The sequence below is a fragment of the Desulfuromonas sp. CSMB_57 genome, assembly GCF_020194955.2.
In the GTDB taxonomy this organism is placed as follows: domain Bacteria; phylum Desulfobacterota; class Desulfuromonadia; order Desulfuromonadales; family Syntrophotaleaceae; genus JAFCIY02.
In genome coordinates this window covers 291,123-307,000 of record NZ_JAFCIY020000023.1, presented here as the reverse complement: position 1 = coordinate 307,000, position 15,878 = coordinate 291,123, and the positions used below count along the sequence as shown (strand labels likewise).

At 62.4% G+C, this 15,878-nt stretch carries 14 protein-coding genes; 11 read left to right on the top strand and 3 right to left on the bottom strand.

Translation table 11 applies throughout. The annotated features are described in order from the left end of the window. Positions 1 to 4: 4 nt before the first annotated feature. The 3 genes from JQN68_RS07525 to JQN68_RS07515 form a co-directional block, all read right to left on the bottom strand. Positions 5 to 880: a CheR family methyltransferase gene (locus JQN68_RS07525; protein ID WP_225071604.1), complete on the bottom strand. Its 876-nt coding sequence runs from the start codon at positions 878 to 880 to the stop codon at positions 5 to 7. After that, positions 873 to 1,352, bottom strand: coding sequence for a chemotaxis protein CheW (locus JQN68_RS07520; RefSeq protein ID WP_225071605.1), 480 nt, complete (start codon positions 1,350 to 1,352; stop codon positions 873 to 875). The genes JQN68_RS07525 and JQN68_RS07520 overlap by 8 nt, the downstream gene beginning before the upstream one ends. Before the next feature lie 87 nt (positions 1,353 to 1,439). Further along, positions 1,440 to 4,079: a chemotaxis protein CheA gene (locus JQN68_RS07515; protein ID WP_225071606.1), complete on the bottom strand. Its 2,640-nt coding sequence runs from the start codon at positions 4,077 to 4,079 to the stop codon at positions 1,440 to 1,442. A gap of 548 nt (positions 4,080 to 4,627) precedes the next feature. Between JQN68_RS07515 and JQN68_RS07510 the strand changes: the two genes are divergently transcribed. From JQN68_RS07510 to JQN68_RS07460, 11 genes are all read left to right on the top strand, one after another. Next, positions 4,628 to 7,006, top strand: coding sequence for a tetratricopeptide repeat protein (locus JQN68_RS07510; protein WP_225071607.1), 2,379 nt, complete (start codon positions 4,628 to 4,630; stop codon positions 7,004 to 7,006). A gap of 34 nt (positions 7,007 to 7,040) precedes the next feature. After that, positions 7,041 to 7,448, top strand: a complete 408-nt coding sequence (gene flgB, locus JQN68_RS07505; RefSeq protein WP_225071608.1) for a flagellar basal body rod protein FlgB — start codon at positions 7,041 to 7,043, stop codon at positions 7,446 to 7,448. 52 nt (positions 7,449 to 7,500) lie between these two features. Next, positions 7,501 to 7,932 (top strand): flagellar basal body rod protein FlgC, encoded by a 432-nt coding sequence (gene flgC / locus JQN68_RS07500; protein ID WP_225071609.1) that lies wholly within the window; start codon positions 7,501 to 7,503, stop codon positions 7,930 to 7,932. An 8-nt stretch (positions 7,933 to 7,940) separates the two neighbouring features. Continuing rightward, a complete protein-coding gene (gene fliE, locus JQN68_RS07495) occupies positions 7,941 to 8,237 on the top strand; it encodes a flagellar hook-basal body complex protein FliE (protein ID WP_225071610.1) in 297 nt (98 codons plus the stop codon). A gap of 68 nt (positions 8,238 to 8,305) precedes the next feature. Next, a complete protein-coding gene (fliF, locus tag JQN68_RS07490) occupies positions 8,306 to 9,856 on the top strand; it encodes a flagellar basal-body MS-ring/collar protein FliF (RefSeq protein ID WP_249621091.1) in 1,551 nt (516 codons plus the stop codon). A gap of 83 nt (positions 9,857 to 9,939) precedes the next feature. Beyond that, the gene (fliG, locus tag JQN68_RS07485) at positions 9,940 to 10,962 is read left to right on the top strand and encodes a flagellar motor switch protein FliG (protein WP_225071612.1); all 1,023 of its coding nucleotides are present in this window, start codon (positions 9,940 to 9,942) and stop codon (positions 10,960 to 10,962) included. Continuing rightward, positions 10,949 to 11,641, top strand: a complete 693-nt coding sequence (locus tag JQN68_RS07480; protein WP_225071613.1) for a FliH/SctL family protein — start codon at positions 10,949 to 10,951, stop codon at positions 11,639 to 11,641. Before fliG ends, JQN68_RS07480 begins: the two co-directional genes overlap by 14 nt. Continuing rightward, positions 11,641 to 12,942, top strand: a complete 1,302-nt coding sequence (locus tag JQN68_RS07475; RefSeq protein WP_225071614.1) for a FliI/YscN family ATPase — start codon at positions 11,641 to 11,643, stop codon at positions 12,940 to 12,942. Before JQN68_RS07480 ends, JQN68_RS07475 begins: the two co-directional genes overlap by 1 nt. A 45-nt stretch (positions 12,943 to 12,987) precedes the next feature. Next, on the top strand, positions 12,988 to 13,428 hold the full coding sequence (fliJ, locus tag JQN68_RS07470; RefSeq protein WP_225071615.1) for a flagellar export protein FliJ: 441 nt from the start codon (positions 12,988 to 12,990) through the stop codon (positions 13,426 to 13,428). Beyond that, a complete protein-coding gene (locus JQN68_RS07465; RefSeq protein ID WP_225071616.1) occupies positions 13,425 to 13,943 on the top strand; it encodes a MotE family protein in 519 nt (172 codons plus the stop codon). Before fliJ ends, JQN68_RS07465 begins: the two co-directional genes overlap by 4 nt. 73 nt (positions 13,944 to 14,016) lie before the next feature. Next, positions 14,017 to 15,864, top strand: a complete 1,848-nt coding sequence (locus JQN68_RS07460) for a flagellar hook-length control protein FliK (protein ID WP_225071617.1) — start codon at positions 14,017 to 14,019, stop codon at positions 15,862 to 15,864. Positions 15,865 to 15,878 lie beyond the last annotated feature (14 nt).

Genomic DNA, 15,878 nt, shown 5'->3' with positions numbered 1-15,878 from the left:
CAAATCATTTCTTCTGGTACACAGCCGGACCCAGATAATGGAACAGGCTCTGGGCCCGGCCCAGGGTTTCGGAGTGACCGAGGAAAAAGTAACCGTTCGGCGCCAGATGTCGATGAAACTTTTCCACCAACCGGCGACGCGTCGGTTCGTCGAAGTAAATCATGACGTTGCGGCAGAAGATCACGTCAAAGGGTTTTTTGAAGGGAAAGGTTTCGTTCATCAGGTTGAAGCGGCGAAAGGTCGCTTCCTGACGCAATCCATCCACAACCGACCAGGTCCCGTCCGCAAGTCGCCGAAAATAGCGTTGCCTCAAGGATTCCGGGAGCATCCGCACCCGCTCGTCGGGATAAGTCCCCTGGCGCGCGATATCCAGCACCCGGGAAGAAATATCCGTGGCCAGCACGCCGGCATCCCAGCGGGCGTACTCGGGTCCGAAAAATTCATGCATCAGCATCAGCAGCATGTAGGCTTCTTCGCCGCTGGAGCACCCCGCGCACCAGACCCGCAGATCGCGACTGTTGGCCGTGCGTAAACGGGCGGATACGGCCGGCAGGACGGTTTGGGAAAAGAAATCGAAATGCGATTTTTCCCGGTAAAAATAGGTATGGTTGGTGGATATCCGATCCACCAGTTTGCTGAGAGCCGTTTCCGTCGGATCGCTGATCAGGCTTTCGTAGTAGTGCCGAAAGGACTGGACCCCCGCCTGGCGCAGAACCTTTTGCAGCCGCCCTACCAGCAGGGAACGTTTCTGATCCGTCAGATTGATGCCGAACCGATCGTAGATCAACCGTCGCAGAAGGTCGAACTCCTCGTCGCTGATCGCCATCATCACCCCGCTGTCGGGGAAGGCTTTCGGCATCGTCGGCAGGGACTCAGGCATGGAACAACCGTCCGACATCGAGCAGAATTTTGACTTCGTCGCCGACCTTGCCGATGCCCTGCACAAAATTCCCGGCTTGTCCGGCGGTGCGGGCCGGCGGCGGCTCGATGTCGGCCTGGGGAATTTCCGTCACTTCCTTGACTTGGTCGATAATCAGACCGGAGGTCTGCTCGCCGACCTGCACGACGATGATGCAGGTCCGCTCATCGTATTCGCGCGCCGGCAGACGGAACCGGGCGCGGATGTCCATCACCGGAATCACCCGCCCGCGCAGGTTGATGATGCCCTTCATATAGCCGGGCAGATCGGGGACCTCGTTGATTTTCTGAATACCGACGATCTCCGTCACGAACCGGATCTCGATGCCGTACTGTTCATTGCCAACCTGAAAGATCAGGTGCTTGCCCTGCATGGTATCTTCGGACATCTGGCTGTCGTCAACGGCCAGCCCGGTGCTGTACGGAATGCTCATAATCCACCTCTTTCTGGATGTTTTATTTTTCAACCCCTTCGGTATCCATCGGACCCGGGTCATGCATTGGGGTGCATCGTGAAAGGATTAAGCTCCCTGGGCCTGCAGCATGACCCGTCCGGCGGATTCCTCCACCAGGGTCGCCACATCCAGGATCAGACACACCTCCCCGTTGCCGAGAATGGTGCAGCCCGATGCGATACGTACGGTGCCGATAAAGTCGGACAGCCCCTTGACCACGGTCTGCTGCTGGCCGAGGATTTCATCCACCAGCAGACAGAGATGATTGTTCTGATATTCAAGGACCACCAGCACCCCGTCGGTAATGCCCTGATAATCGGCAGGCTCCTGCAGGATCCGGTCCAGATAGCGCACGGGGTAGAAATTGTCCCGAACCCGGACCAGTTCCTGGCCGTCGGGCATGATGGTGACGGCATCGGGGCTGGGCCGGAAAATCTCGCGGATGGACAGCAACGGCACGATGCATTTGGCTGTACCGATGCGCACCAGCATGCCGTCGATGATGGCCAGGGTCAGGGGAATGCGCAGCAGAATACGGGTACCGCGCCCCGGCACGCTGGTCACTTCGATTTTGCCCTTGATCTTTTCCAGGTTCTTTTTGACCACGTCCATGCCGACGCCGCGACCGGATACGTCGGTGATCTGATCGGCAGTGGAGAACCCGGGCTGAAAGATCAGGTTGTAAACCTCCTTGTCGCTGAGCTGCTCGCCGGTGCCCCGAATCAACCCCTTGCTCCTGGCCTTGGCAATGATTTTTTCGCGGTTCAGACCTCGGCCGTCATCCTCGACTTCGATCCAGACCTCGCCCTCCTGGTGGCGTGCCGACAACTTGACCGTCCCCTTTTCGGGCTTGCCGGCCGCCAGCCGCTCCTGGGGCGGCTCCAGGCCGTGGTCGAGGGAGTTGCGCAGCAGATGAACCAGAGGGTCGGAGATCTGCTCGATGACCGTCTTGTCCATCTCCGTATCCTGGCCGAACAGCTGCAGGTCGACCTTCTTGCCCGATTTCAGGGACAGATCGTGCACCAGTCGGATCATACGCCGGAACAGGCCCGATACCGGGACCATGCGGATGACCATAGCCATTTCCTGTAGATCCCGCACCAGCTTGCTCATCTGCTGAGCGGCCTTGTTGAAGTTGTCCAGCTGCAGCCCTTCCAGATCCGGGCTGCGCAACAACATGTTTTCAGCGATGACCATCTCGCCGATGAGGTTGATGAGATCGTCCAGTTTGCTCAACTCGACCCGGATATCCTGACGGTTGACCGCAGCCGTGTTCTTGGCGGCTTCGCCGCCGGCGGGCTTGACCGGCACCGGGGAACGTTTCTGCCGTGCCAGGGCTTCGTTTAACTGCTCCGGCTGGACCTTGCCCTGCTCCACCAGAAGTTCGCCGATGGGTTTGCGCTGGCATGCCAGGGCGGCATCCACCGCAGCAGCATCCACCATGCCCTCCTCGACCAGAATCTCCCCCAGCAGTCGATCATCGAGTTCCGCCGCTTCCTCGACCGCCGGATCCGCCCCGTCCGACTCCATCGGTATTCCTCCCGGAGCCGGCTCCGATGGCGGAGCACTGTCGAAAGCCGCGGCCGGGCCGGTCCCGGTCGGTGCGACCTCCGTCGCCTCCTCGTTGCCGGCATCGAGCAGATGCGCCGCCAGGTCGGCCAGGCGCTGGTCCAGATCGGCGATGGTTCCGGCGCCGCCCTGGGCGACCTCGGCTACCGCATCGCGCAGAAGATCGACGCACTGCAGCAGGGTCTCCGCCGGGTGCCCGCCGCGAAAGGGGCGCTCTTCCTTGGCCCAGTCGAGCACCGTTTCCATCTGGTGACTGAGCTTTTCCATGGCCTTGTAGCCAAAAAATCCGCAATTGCCCTTGAAACTGTGAACATGGCGAAACAATTCTCCGATGCCCTCGGCTTCCAGGGGACCGCTGGTCCAGGCCAGCAAAGCCTGTTCGGCATGCTGCAGCAATTCATCGGCTTCCTGAACGAAACGCTCCAGCATCTCCGGCGAGACCAGCATCTTCAAAAAAGCATCGTCGTCGACGGCTGGCTCCGCGGCCGGGGCCTCCGCTTTGGCGGCCGGCTCTGTCCCCCCGGCCACCTGCCCCAGCAGGCGGGCCAAGGCCGCATCGGCGGCTTCAGCCAGCATTCCGGCGATGTTGTCGGCGGCTTCCTGCATGGCCGTATCTTCCAGGCTGTTTTCAACCTGTTCCATGGCTTCGCGGGCAAAGTCGCAACTCTGGCACAACAAATTGACATGTTCGGAACGCAGGGCGATTTTTCCGGAGCGAATCAGATCGAGGAGGCTTTCGGCGGCATGAGCCACCCGGGAGATGTTGTCCAGTTCGAGAAATCCGGCACTGCCTTTCATGGAATGGAACAGCCGAAAAATGGCGTTCATGGTTTCCCCGTTGCCATTGGTGCACTGGAAAACCTGACAGGACCGGCACTCCTCGGCGGAGGAGGCATGCACACAGGTCTGCAGACCGTTCTCGATATAGCCGATCTCCAGCCAGCAAGGCATTTCAAGGGATTGACCATGCCGCGAACAGTCAACATTACCGCATCCCGTCGTGGCCCAACAGTCGACATTTTGACAACTCTGGCCCAACTCGATTATCGCCGGCTCCAACTGATCCAGCATTTCCCGGCTTTCCAGGAGGAATTCATTGATGATTTCAGCCTGTTCGGACATCAAATCCATACTCATCGGTGCCCCTTTGATTTGGTGGTACACATGCCGCCGGTTGCTGCGCAGCGGGCCGTTCATGCCGCGCCGGCCCGATTCTTCGTCAATTCAGCCAGAAACCGGCCCGGCCGAGAAATTAATGACGTTCCTGCCATCCGGGCTCGGCGTCGCCCGCCCCATCAGGCGCACAACCATCCTTCATCGCAATGGACCAATGCGACGGTGCGGCTGTCCCTGCAACCTATTTCAATTTTCAAGCCACATCCGGACCCATAGCGGTTTTTTTTGATGTCCGATCCGGCCGGTCCGCGACAACGCCCCATTGCAGGCCAGCTGACGCCCTCCCCCAGCTGGTGATGCCCGGAGCCAACGCCTCCCCCGCGGCGACACGACTGTTCCGAACCGCCGCTGTTTCCATGTCAAAACCTTGTCCGGACCGCCTCCTGAACCCTTTCAGGGATATTTCTTTCCCTAATTTCAAATGGATGCTCATTGGCACGCTAATCGCACATCTCAGTATCCGAGTTTTTTGACACCTCCTTCAACTCTTTGTCCCAGGTTCCCGACCCATGCGCATTGGTGCCTTGCTGATCATGTTGCTATTGTTGACCGGTCTCGGCCAGGTCGAAGCGGCAACGCCGCAACTGCAGCGTATGACCAAAAAGGACGAACTGGCGGTCAGCCGCATCCGCCTGCAATGCTCCGCCTTGCCGGAATTCCGCGTCGAGACCAACGGCCAGCGGATCGACGTTTTGCTGATGGGAACTTCCCTGGCACCCAACCTGTCCCTGCCTCCGGAAGACGACAAAATTGTCCGGGTTCTGCTCGCCAACAAACCCGGGGAACTGCTGATTTCCATCCTGGTGCACAGAATACCCCATCGGGTCGTGGCGACCCCCAAGACGGCCCTCTCGGAGATCGAGTTGGAAATCACCTGGCAGGAGCGGGGTCCTCGGCGACCGGCCATCGCCCGGCAACTGAGCGGTCAGCCGCTGCCCGGCAGCGAAGCCTGGCGCGCCACTCCTCGCCAGACTTCCGCTTATACCGGACGTTGGAGGGACTTTTTCAGCGACTTTGAGGTGCCGGTCGAAATTCGCATTCCGCTGCGTTATTCCTTTCCGGTTTTGCCGCCGCCGCGGGGAGAAAATGCAACGGAGAATCGCCAACCGGCCCTGCGACTGGCCGCTGCCGGACACTGGCAAGCTGCCATGGCCTGGCTCGAAGCCCGTCCGGGGGCCCTCTCCCAGAACCTGGAACGGACTCTGCGCGCCGAAGCGCTGCTACGCCTGGGTCAGGTTCGCCGCGGCCTGTCGGCCCTGCCTCCCGCCGGCGCAGACCTGCATCCGGAACTGCTGCAGCGCAGCGCCTATTTGCGCGGCCTCGCCCAGGCCACTCTGCAGCAACCCTACCAGGCGCGCATCACCCTGACTCCCCTGCTGGCCGCACCGGCCGCCCAGGGCCCCATGGGTCCGGCAGCCCGTCTGCTGGCGGCCGAACTCATGCTGACCATCGGCAAACCGGAAGCGGCCGGCAAGCTGCTGGCCGAGCACCCCTGGCCGACGCCCCTGCGGAACATCGCGGCCTTGCGCCAGGCCGAGATCCACACCCGCCTGGGTCGCGGGCCACAGGCGGCACCGGCGTTCCGTCAGTTTCTTGACCGCGACTTTCATCCGGCAAGACATCCGGCATCGCGCCTGCGGGCCGCTCAGTCCCTGTTTGCCGCCGGCGATTTTGCCGCCGCCGAGCAGCTGTTTTCCCAACTGGCGGAGCAACTGCCGCAACCCGGCGATCAGAACAAAGCCCGGTTCAGTGCGGCTCTGGCCGCCTATCGCCAGGGTAAACACCAGGACGCCATGCTGATCTGGGAGGAACTCCAGAGCGATGCGGCCGTCAGCGAGGCCGGGTTTCGGGCCGGGGGCAAAATCCTCGATCACCGCATGCTGCAGGATGAAGCCGAGGCTCGGCAGGAAATCGCCGACGGCTACGGGCATATCGCGCGCCGCGCGCCGCTGCGGTCCTTGCGTGAGGAAGCCGCCTTCAAGCAGGCGCTGGTCCATTACTTGCACGGGGAACAGAGCCAAGCCGCGGAACTGCTCAGCGCTTTTCGCCGGAACTTTTCCGCCGGGCCGCTGCGACCCGAAGCCGATGCCCTGCTGGTGGAACTGTTGCCGCCGTTGATCGGGCAACTCATCGCCGCCGGCGACGACCGCAAGGCCGCCGCCTTGGTGGAGATCAACCGCCATTTGCTGCTGAACGGCACCATGAACTGGGCCTTCCTGCCCGATCTGGCCGGTGCCTTCGTCCGCCTCGGTTTGTGGGACAAGGCCTGCAACAGCTACCTGTTCCTGCTCGACCAGCAGCGCGGCCGGGACACCGAACAGCATTATTACCTGCCCCTGGTCCAACTGCTCTACGATCGGGCGCAATACGACATGGCCGCCGAATTTGCCGGCCGTTACCGGCAGCGTTTCCCCCGCGGCGAAGATCGCTTCGACCTTTACCGGTTGCAATTGGCGGCGTTGCAAAGAGCCGGGCGACTGGATGATGCGGACGCCTTGATGAAACAGCCGGGTCAGCCCACGGATCAGGAAATTGCGCAGGTTGCAACCCATATCGGCTGGCAGCGCCAGGACCTATCCCAGGTCATCCGGGAAGCGGAGCGGCTCGACAAAACCGGCCAAGCGCTGCCCGCGCAAGGCATGCTGCTGCAGGCGGAAGCACTTTATGGCACCGGGCAGACACAACGGGCCCTGCCCCTTTACGAACAGTTGTTGAACGATACCACACACCGGGAACAGGCCCTGTTCCGCTGCGGGCAGATCAAACTGGCCCTCGGCGACCGGCGGGCCGCTCGTGAATTTTTCCAACAACTGGTCGATAAGGGGACCAATGCCCGCTGGCGGCGCCTGGCGCAGGATGCCCTGGCGGAATCGGCCGCCGGCCGCTGAAAAGGTCCGGATACCGGAGGAGGAACATTCAGCCATGTCCGAAATGATGATTTTCGACCGCACCATTGCGGTCCTCGGCAAAGCTCTGGACCTGCGCCACCGGCAGCAGACCGTCCTGGCTTCCAATATCGCCAATGCCGAAACCCCGGGCTACAAGCCGCAACGCCTCGAGTTCGAAGCGGACCTGCGCCAGGCTCTGCAGACGCCCGCCGGTGCAGGCCACCGCGTGACCGGCGGCAGCGGACCCCGGACGGCCCTGGCGCGGGTCGAGGGTCGCCTGCGGGAAGCACCCGATCGTGCCGTTCGCGCCGACGAAAACGGTGTCGATCTGGATCGGGAACTCATTGCCCAAGCCGAGAACCAGTTGCTTTACGAAGCCGCCGCGCAGATGCTCAACAAAAAACTGGGCCTGCTCAAGTACGTATCCCAGGATGGTCGCTGACCCGCCGTCGGCATTCCATCCGTTCTGAACCGATGGATTGAGGAGGAGATTCATGGACATATTCACCGCCATCCAGGTCAGTGCTTCGGCCCTGTCGGCCCAGCGCACCCGGCTCAACGTCATCAGTTCCAACCTGGCCAACGTCGGCACCACCCGCACCCCGGAAGGCGGCCCCTACCGCAAGCAGGACGTGGTCTTCCGCAGCAGCGAAAACATCTTCGACCGCCAGTTGCAGGGCGCCATGCAAGCGGGCGTCAAGGGCGTGGAGGTCGCTGAAATCCGGCCCAACGACCGCAGCTTCCGGACCATCTACCAACCCGGCCACCCTGACGCCGACGCCAACGGCATGCTGGTCCTGCCAAACATCAATGTGATGGAAGAGGTGGTCGACATGATGACAGCCACCCGTACCTATGAAGCCAACGTTTCCGCCATCAAATCCGCCCAGCGCATGGCTCTGAAAGCCCTGGAAATCGGGCGTTGAGGATTATCATGAAACCAATCGCTCCCCTTTCGTCCCTGAACTCCGCCGCCGCCACCGCGGCAACCGGCCCCCGCCAGAATGCCGCCGGAGGTTTCGGCAAAATGCTCGGCGACGCCATTCAACAGGTCAACGAGAATCAGGTGCAAGCCGACCGGGCCGTCGAAAAGCTCCAAACCGGCGAGGCCCGCAATATTCACGAGGTCATGATCGCCCTGGAAAAGGCCGATATCTCCATGCGCCTCATGGTGCAGATGCGCAACAAGGTCATCGAAGCCTATCAGGAAGTGATGCGCATGCAGGTCTAAGCGCCCTGCCGCTCAGGTTGATGTTACGCTTCGAGGCTTAATCTTCTGCGATGGAAAGGCACCTCCCGATGGCTGAAAAACCTTCGGCAACTTCGGTAAAGCATATGGTCGACGCGGTCCGCCAATGGCCCCGCAAACGGCAACTGACCCTGGCGGCGGCGACCCTGGTCAGCGTGGCCTTTTTCGCCGCCATCATTCTTCAGTCCCGACAGGCCGATTACCAACTGCTGTTCGGCAACCTGGACAGTGCCGACGCGGCCACCGTCATCGAACGCCTGAAGGAACAAAAGATCCCTTATCGCCTGGAAAAGGGCGGCCAAGCCATTCTCATCCCCGCCAACCAGGTCCATGAAACCCGCCTCAATCTGGCCGGATCCGGTCTGCCCCGCGGTGGCGGCATCGGCTTTGAGGTGTTCGACAAGCAAAGTTTCGGCATGACCGACTTCGCCCAGAAAATCAATTACCAGCGCGCCCTGCAGGGGGAACTGGCACGAACCATTGCTTCCCTCGAACCCGTGGAGGCGGCCCGGGTTCACTTGGTGTTGCCGGAAAAACGCCTGTTCCGCGAACAGCAGCAGAAGGCCAGCGCCTCCGTCATCCTGCAACTGGCGCCCGGCCAGAATCTGCGTGACAGCCAGATCACCGGCATTCTCAACCTGGTCGCCGGCAGCGTCGAAGGTCTCGACGCCGAACAGGTCGCCGTCATCGATTCGAGCGGCCGGGTGCTCTCCAGCCCGACGGGCGAACCGGCCGCCGGAGGACTTTCGCCGGACATGCTGACCTACCAGCAGAACATCGAGCGCAACCTCGAACTGCGCGCCCAGGCCATGCTGGACCGCGCCCTGGGCATGGGCAACTCCATGGTGCAGGTGACCGCCAGCGTGGATTTTTCCCAGCGGGAACGGGTGGAGGAAACCTTCGATCCCAATACCACGGCGGTGCGCAGCGAACATACGGTTTCCGAGCGGGGCAGCAGCAGTTCTACCCAGGGCGTGCCCGGCGTCCAGGCCAACCTGCAGGGCAATCCGGCCACCGCCACCACCACTCCCAGCAACCGCTCGGAGGAAAGTGTCAGCTATGAAATCAGCAAGGTGGTCAGCAAGCAGATCGATCCCGTGGGCCGGCTGAAAAACCTGTCCGTAGCGGTCCTGGTGGCGGACAAACCGAATCCCGAAAGTAAAGCCGACACTCCGGCCTATGTGCCGCGCAACGCCGCGGAACTGGCCGCCATTGAAAAGATGGTCAGCAACGCTTTGGGCATCGATCGGGAGCGCGGCGACCAGATTGCCGTGGTCTCGCGTCCCTTCGAGGCGGCCTTCAGCAGCGAACCGCCCATGACGGTGCCGACCTGGAATCGCGTCTATCAGGCCTTGCCCTTCATCAAGTATCTGCTCATGATCCTGGCCCTGGCCCTGTTCTATTTCCTGGTGTTCCGGCCCCTGCTGCAGATTCTGCGACAGGACGGCCGGTTGGTGGAGCATTACAAAACCGTCGAACAATTGGAATCGGAAATAGCCGGCCTGGAAGGACAAACACCACCCTTGCAGCTGCCCGGCGCACCGGGCATGGCCCAGACCGATCCGGCCCAAATCATCAAGGCCTGGCTGAAACAGAACTGAGGAACTCGGCATGAATACCTTCTCTGCCCATATACTCCCCTTCAGCCTTCAGCCTTCAGTCTGAAGTTACTGGTTTTGCCATTATGAATTTCAGTAAAATGACCGGACCGGAAAAAGCCGCCGTTCTGCTGCTCTGTCTGGGCGAGGAGGCGACGGCCAAGGCTTTCGAAACCCTCTCGGATGGTGAAGTGCGGGAAATCAGCCGCTGCATGTTGGCCATCGAGCATATTCCGGCGGATATTTCCCGTCAGGTGCTGGAGGAGTTTTCCCAGGCCCAACAGCAAAATTCCGGGATTTTCGTCCGCAGCAACGAGTTTGTCAAAAAGGCCATCGCCAACAGCGGCTCCCAGGACCGGGTGCAAAAACTCATGGAGCAGATGGCCCTCGGCCTCGACGGCGCGGAATCCGGCTACCGCCCCCTGGAAACCATCACCATGATGGAACCGCGCATGGTGGCCAGTCTGCTCGGCAGCGAGCATCCCCAGACCATCGCCGTGATCCTGTCCACCCAGCGCGTCGACCATGCAGCCAAGATCCTCAGTTTCCTGCCCGAGGACGCCCAATCCGACATCATGTACCGGGTGGCCAAAATCGACAAGGTTTCGCCGGAAATCTTCACCCAGATCGAGAGCGCCCTGCAGCAGGAAATCCGGGTCGTGGCGCACAAGGAACAGCATAAAATCGGCGGCATCGGTCGAGCCGTGGACATCATCAACCATCTTGGTCGGGGCGCCGACCGCACCATCCTGTCCAACATCGAGAAAAACGATCTCGAACTGGCGGAAAACATCCGCAAGCAGATGTTCACCTTCGAGGACATGGCGAAAATGGACGGCCGCACCCTGCAGTTGCTGCTGCGGGAGGTCAACAACAGCCAGCTGACCCTGGCCCTGAAATCGGCATCAGAATTGCTAAAGGAAAAGATATTCGACAACATTTCCGAACGTGCTGCGGAAATGATCCAGGACGACCTGGAAGCCATGGGGCCGGTCAAATTGTCCGAGGTGGAGATGGTTCAGCAGGAAATCGTCAAGCTGGCCCTGAAGCTGGAGGAGGAAGGCAAGATCATGATCCCCGGACGCGGAGGACAGGATGCTCTCGTCTAAAGTGCTGCGCATCAACGACCTGCAGGATCTCAAGCGCATCCAGTTCCGCGAATTCGGCAGCGAAGGCGCGGACGAGCAATCCTGGGTGGTCGCCGAACCGGCCGGCGCCGGTCATCCGGAAACCGCCGAGGAGGCTTTTCCGGCCCAGGATGCAGTGCCCGTGGCAACCCCGCCGGATCTGGAGGAACAGCTGGCCGTCGCCTACCGCCAGGGCCGCGAAGCAGCACTGCAGGAGGAGCGGGAACGCCTCGGCAGCGCGGCGGACATGCTGGCCCAGGTCCTGGACGAGGTCACCCGGCTGCGAGGTTCTCTGCTGCGCAACAGCAGTCACGACATGCTGCGCCTGGTCATGTCCGTGGCACGGCAGGTCATCCACTGCGAAGTCCGCTCCGATCCACAGATCATTCTGACCACCATCGAGCGCGCCATGCGTGCCGCCGTGCAGGCCGACAGCTATCACCTCCGGGTGCATCCGGACGATCTGGCCCGGGTGGCCGAACACAAACCCCTGTTTCTGGCGGGCATCAGCGGCCTGCAAAATCTGACCATGCAGGGCGATCCCGCCATCGCCCGGGGCGGCTGCCTGGTCGAATCGGAGTTCGGCGAGGTGGATGCCACCATCGACAGTCAACTGGAAGAAATCCGCCGCAATCTTCTCGCTACCCTGGACCAGCCCTGATGGATCGCCTGCTGCGCTGCTTCGACAATCTCAGTTCCTTTCAGGTCAGCGGCAAGATCACCCAGATCGTCGGCCTGGTGGTGGAAGGCTATTGTCCGGCGGCGACCGTCGGTACCCTGTGCGAACTTTTCCCCCGGGACGGCGGCCTGCCGATTCCGGCCGAGGTGGTCGGTTTCCGCGATTCCCGGGCTCTGCTCATGCCCCTCGGAGAACTGCGCGGACTCGGACCCGGCAGCCGCATCCGGGTGGTCCGCAACTGCGCCTCCCTGCCCGTCGGCAATGCGCTGCTGGGGCGGGTGGTGGATGCCATGGGTCAGCCCCTCGACACCGGGGAGGTGCCGGTCATGGACACGGAACTGCCCCTCTATGCGTTGCCGGCCGGTCCCATGGAACGGGACAATATCGATGCCCCCCTGGATCTCGGCGTCCGTGCCATGAACGGCCTGTTGACCTGCGGCCTGGGGCAGCGCATGGGCATCATGGCCGGCAGCGGCGTGGGCAAAAGCACTCTGCTGGGGATGATTGCCCGCCACACCCGGGCGGACATCAATGTTATCGCCCTCATCGGCGAACGGGGCCGGGAGGTGCGGGAATTCATCGAGCGGGATCTGGGCCCGGAAGGGCTGGCCCGTTCCGTGGTGGTGGTGGCCACCTCCGACCAGTCCCCCCTGCTGCGCATGCGCGGCGCCTTCGTCGCCACCACCATCGCCGAATATTTCTGCGGCCAGGGGCAAAACGTGCTGTTGATGATGGACTCCGTCACCCGCTTTGCCATGGCCATGCGCGAGGTCGGCCTGGCCATCGGCGAGCCGCCGACCACCAAGGGCTACACCCCCTCGGTGTTCGCCAGCCTGCCCAAGCTGCTGGAGCGGGCCGGCCGGTTTCGGGAGGCCGGCAGCATCACCGGCCTGTACACGGTGCTGGTGGAGGGGGACGACATGAACGAGCCCATCGCCGACGCGGTCCGCTCCATTCTCGACGGCCATATCGTGCTGTCCCGTCGCCTGGCGGCCCGCAATCACTATCCCTGCATCGACATTCTGCATTCGGCCAGCCGAGTCATGAACGCCGTCGTGGATCCGGACCATCGCGATCTGAGCGGCCGATTCCGGGAGGTGCTCGCCACCTACCAGGAGGCCGAGGAACTCATCAACATCGGGGCTTACAAAAACGGCAGCAATCCCCGCATCGACTTCGCCCTGTCCCGCATCGATGCGGTCAACGCCTTTTTGCGGCAGAGCGTCGACGAAACCGTCGATCTGGCCGGCACCGTCGAGCAGCTGCGCGGCTTGGACCTGTAACGACGGTTTGGACCTTTCGATTCCCTGCAACATGAGGCTTGCGTCATGACCCCGGCATTCAAACTCCAACCCCTGCTCAACTACCGTGTTCTGCTGGAAAATCGCGCCCGGCAGGAATTGCTGGAAACCCTCGCCCAGGAAGCGGAACTGGAGCGCACCATCAGTGCCGGCCGGCACGCTCTGACGGCACAGCAGGCGGAATTTGAAACCCGGCGGGATGACGGTATCGGGCTGCAGGAACTGCTGCTGTATGAAAACAGCCTGCGGCGCCAGGCCGAACAGCTGAAAAAATTGCTGGGCCAGGCCGAAAAATTGCGCCACACCATCGAACAGCGGCGCCAATCCCTGGTGGAAGCCAGCAAGGATCGCAAGCTGTTGGAGAAGCTCCGGGAAAAAAAGGCAGCAGAACATCGGCAGGAATTGCTGCGGCAGGAAATGGTGCAACTGGACGAACTGGCCCTGCGCCGCGACAAGGAGGTATTATGAACCACCGTCCCCTGGCAGTCCTCATGTTGGCCGGCGCCCTGTTGCTGAGCGCCCGCACCACCGCCTTGCAGGCGGACAATGCCGCTCCCGGTACCGCCGGCGGCATCGCCAACACCGCCGTGGCCGAGCGCCGCATGGATGTCGCCATCCGCACCGAACTGGAACGCCTCCGCCAGCGTGAACAGGCCCTCGATCAACGCGAATTAGAGCTAAAGACTTTATCCGCCGAAGTCGATAAGAGGTTAAGCGAGCTGGAAAAGGTTCGAGAGGAAGTGTCCCGGTTGACCCAGCGCAAAGATGAGCAGGAAGCCGGCAAAATCAAACTTCTCAGCCAGATGTACGAACGCATGGAGCCGGCCAACGCCGCCGCCGTGCTGGCCAAACTCGAACAACAGCTCGCCGTGGAAATCCTGCAGGGCATGAAGGTCAAGGCCGCGGGCCGGATCCTGGACAACATGGACCCCGCCTCCGCCGTGACCCTGAGCCGCTCCTTCCCCGCTCTGGCGCGGGATTAGGAGGCCGAGCCGAGCACCCGCCTGCTGCCTGGATTTTCACCTGCCAACTCCGTTTTGCGAAGGTGATCGATCCATGCAGATGCTATCCGCCATCCTGGCGCCCGTTGCCAACCCGGTTTCCCAAGGCGCCCAGCCTGCCGCTGCAGCGGAGGCCGCCGTCGATTTCGGCGCGCTGCTGAACGGGATACAGCAGGAAACAACTCCTGAGCCGACTCTGCAGGCGGAGCAGAGGCCGGTGGCCGCCGATTTCCCATCTGGTGCGGTTCCTGACGCGGGGTCCCATGGATTCCGGAAAAATCCGACCGGCACCTCGTCCGACAACGATCAGCGGCTGTCGCAAGCTCTCCCCGCGCAAGCCCGAACAAACAAGCAACCCCCTTCTCCGGAATCGGCCGGCGAGATGGCTTTCGGCCTGTTCCCTCCGTCGCCCGCACCGGCGCCGACGGCCACTCTGCCCGAAGAGGAAGCATGGACCGCCACCAAAAACGGCGATCCGGAACGTCTCCACCTGCCTGAGGGACAGACTCTCGCCCCGACCTGGGTAGAAAACAACTATCCGGCACCGGATGTCGCGACCGCCCCGCCAACCGCCGACCAGTCGTTCTCCACCTTGGACGAATCCCATAGCATGCCGTCCATACCGGCTGTCGCCGAAGTCCGGCCACGAGCCGCCGAACCTATCGCCGCGCCGGCAATCGGACCGCCCTCTGCCACAACGGAGTCCACAACGGAGTCCACAACGGAGGCCACAGCGTCCACAACGTCCACAACACCCCCGACAGCACCCTCCCTCGCCGAGGGCCGGTCCGGCGCCGCGATGGGCGCAACCGCCCAGCATTGGCCGACTTCCCGGGCAGCGGGCGCCGTTGCCGCCCCTCCCGCATTTCAAGATCAGGCCGCCGGCACCAAACAGGCCGCAGCTTTGGAAAGCAGCGGCAGCAACTCCCGGCCTGTCGCACCGCAATCCGTGGGTCTGAGCGACACCGGATCCGCCATCTCCCGCGACACCTCGGTCACGCACCTTCACACGGACGCAAGCCCCGCCGCGCCCCAAACTACGGCAGCAGAACCCCCGCCGGCGGTCATGACGATCATGGTCAACAACCCGGCGCCGTCGCAACCGGCCCGCCCCGGGACCCGTCCATCGGAGTTGTCCGAGACCCGTTTTGAGCAACTCCTGCAGGTCTCCCGCCCCGAGGCGGCCAGAGGCAACTCAGGACCGGCAGCAACGGATCTGCAGCCGTCCCCCATGTTCCCGGGTAGCAGCGCCGCCCCGGCTTTAATGACCGAAGCGGGTTCTCTCCAGGTCTCAGCTGCCATGGAGCAGGAACTCGGCGAAACGACGGGTTCCGTTGCCGCCGCCTCTCCCAGGGGGGATGTGGCCTGGCCGCTGCCGACCGGCCTCCGCCAGGCCGACGGTCCGGTTCCAACCCGTGAATCCGTACCGCCCCCATCGGCAGGAACCCCTTTCATGGCCGAACAGGAAATCCTGGATCAGGTCGTTCAGCGTCTTTCCCTGCGTTCTTTCCAGGGCGGCCAGAGATTGACCATGGACCTGCAACCGGCGGAACTGGGCCAGGTGCACCTGGAGCTGATTCAGGAGCAGGATCGCATCCAGGTCCGTCTGCTGGCCCAGAGCAGCGAGGTCCAGGGCGTCCTCGAACGCTCCCTGCCGCAATTGCAGGAAGCCTTGCAACAACAGGGGCTGCGCCTGGACAGCATTCAGATCGGCATCGATCAGCGGCAGGCCAGCGCCCACGGCCAGCAGCAGTTTCAGCAGCAATTCCAGCAGCAGGGCTCCGCCCACGGCCAAGGCCGCGGGTCCCGAGAACAAAGCGAGGGGAACCTACAGGCGCTCGCACCGGTTGCGGCGGCCGCCAACCCCTCTTCGACCGTCAGCGGGCTGAGCCTGCGAATCTAGAGAAAGGTCGTCAA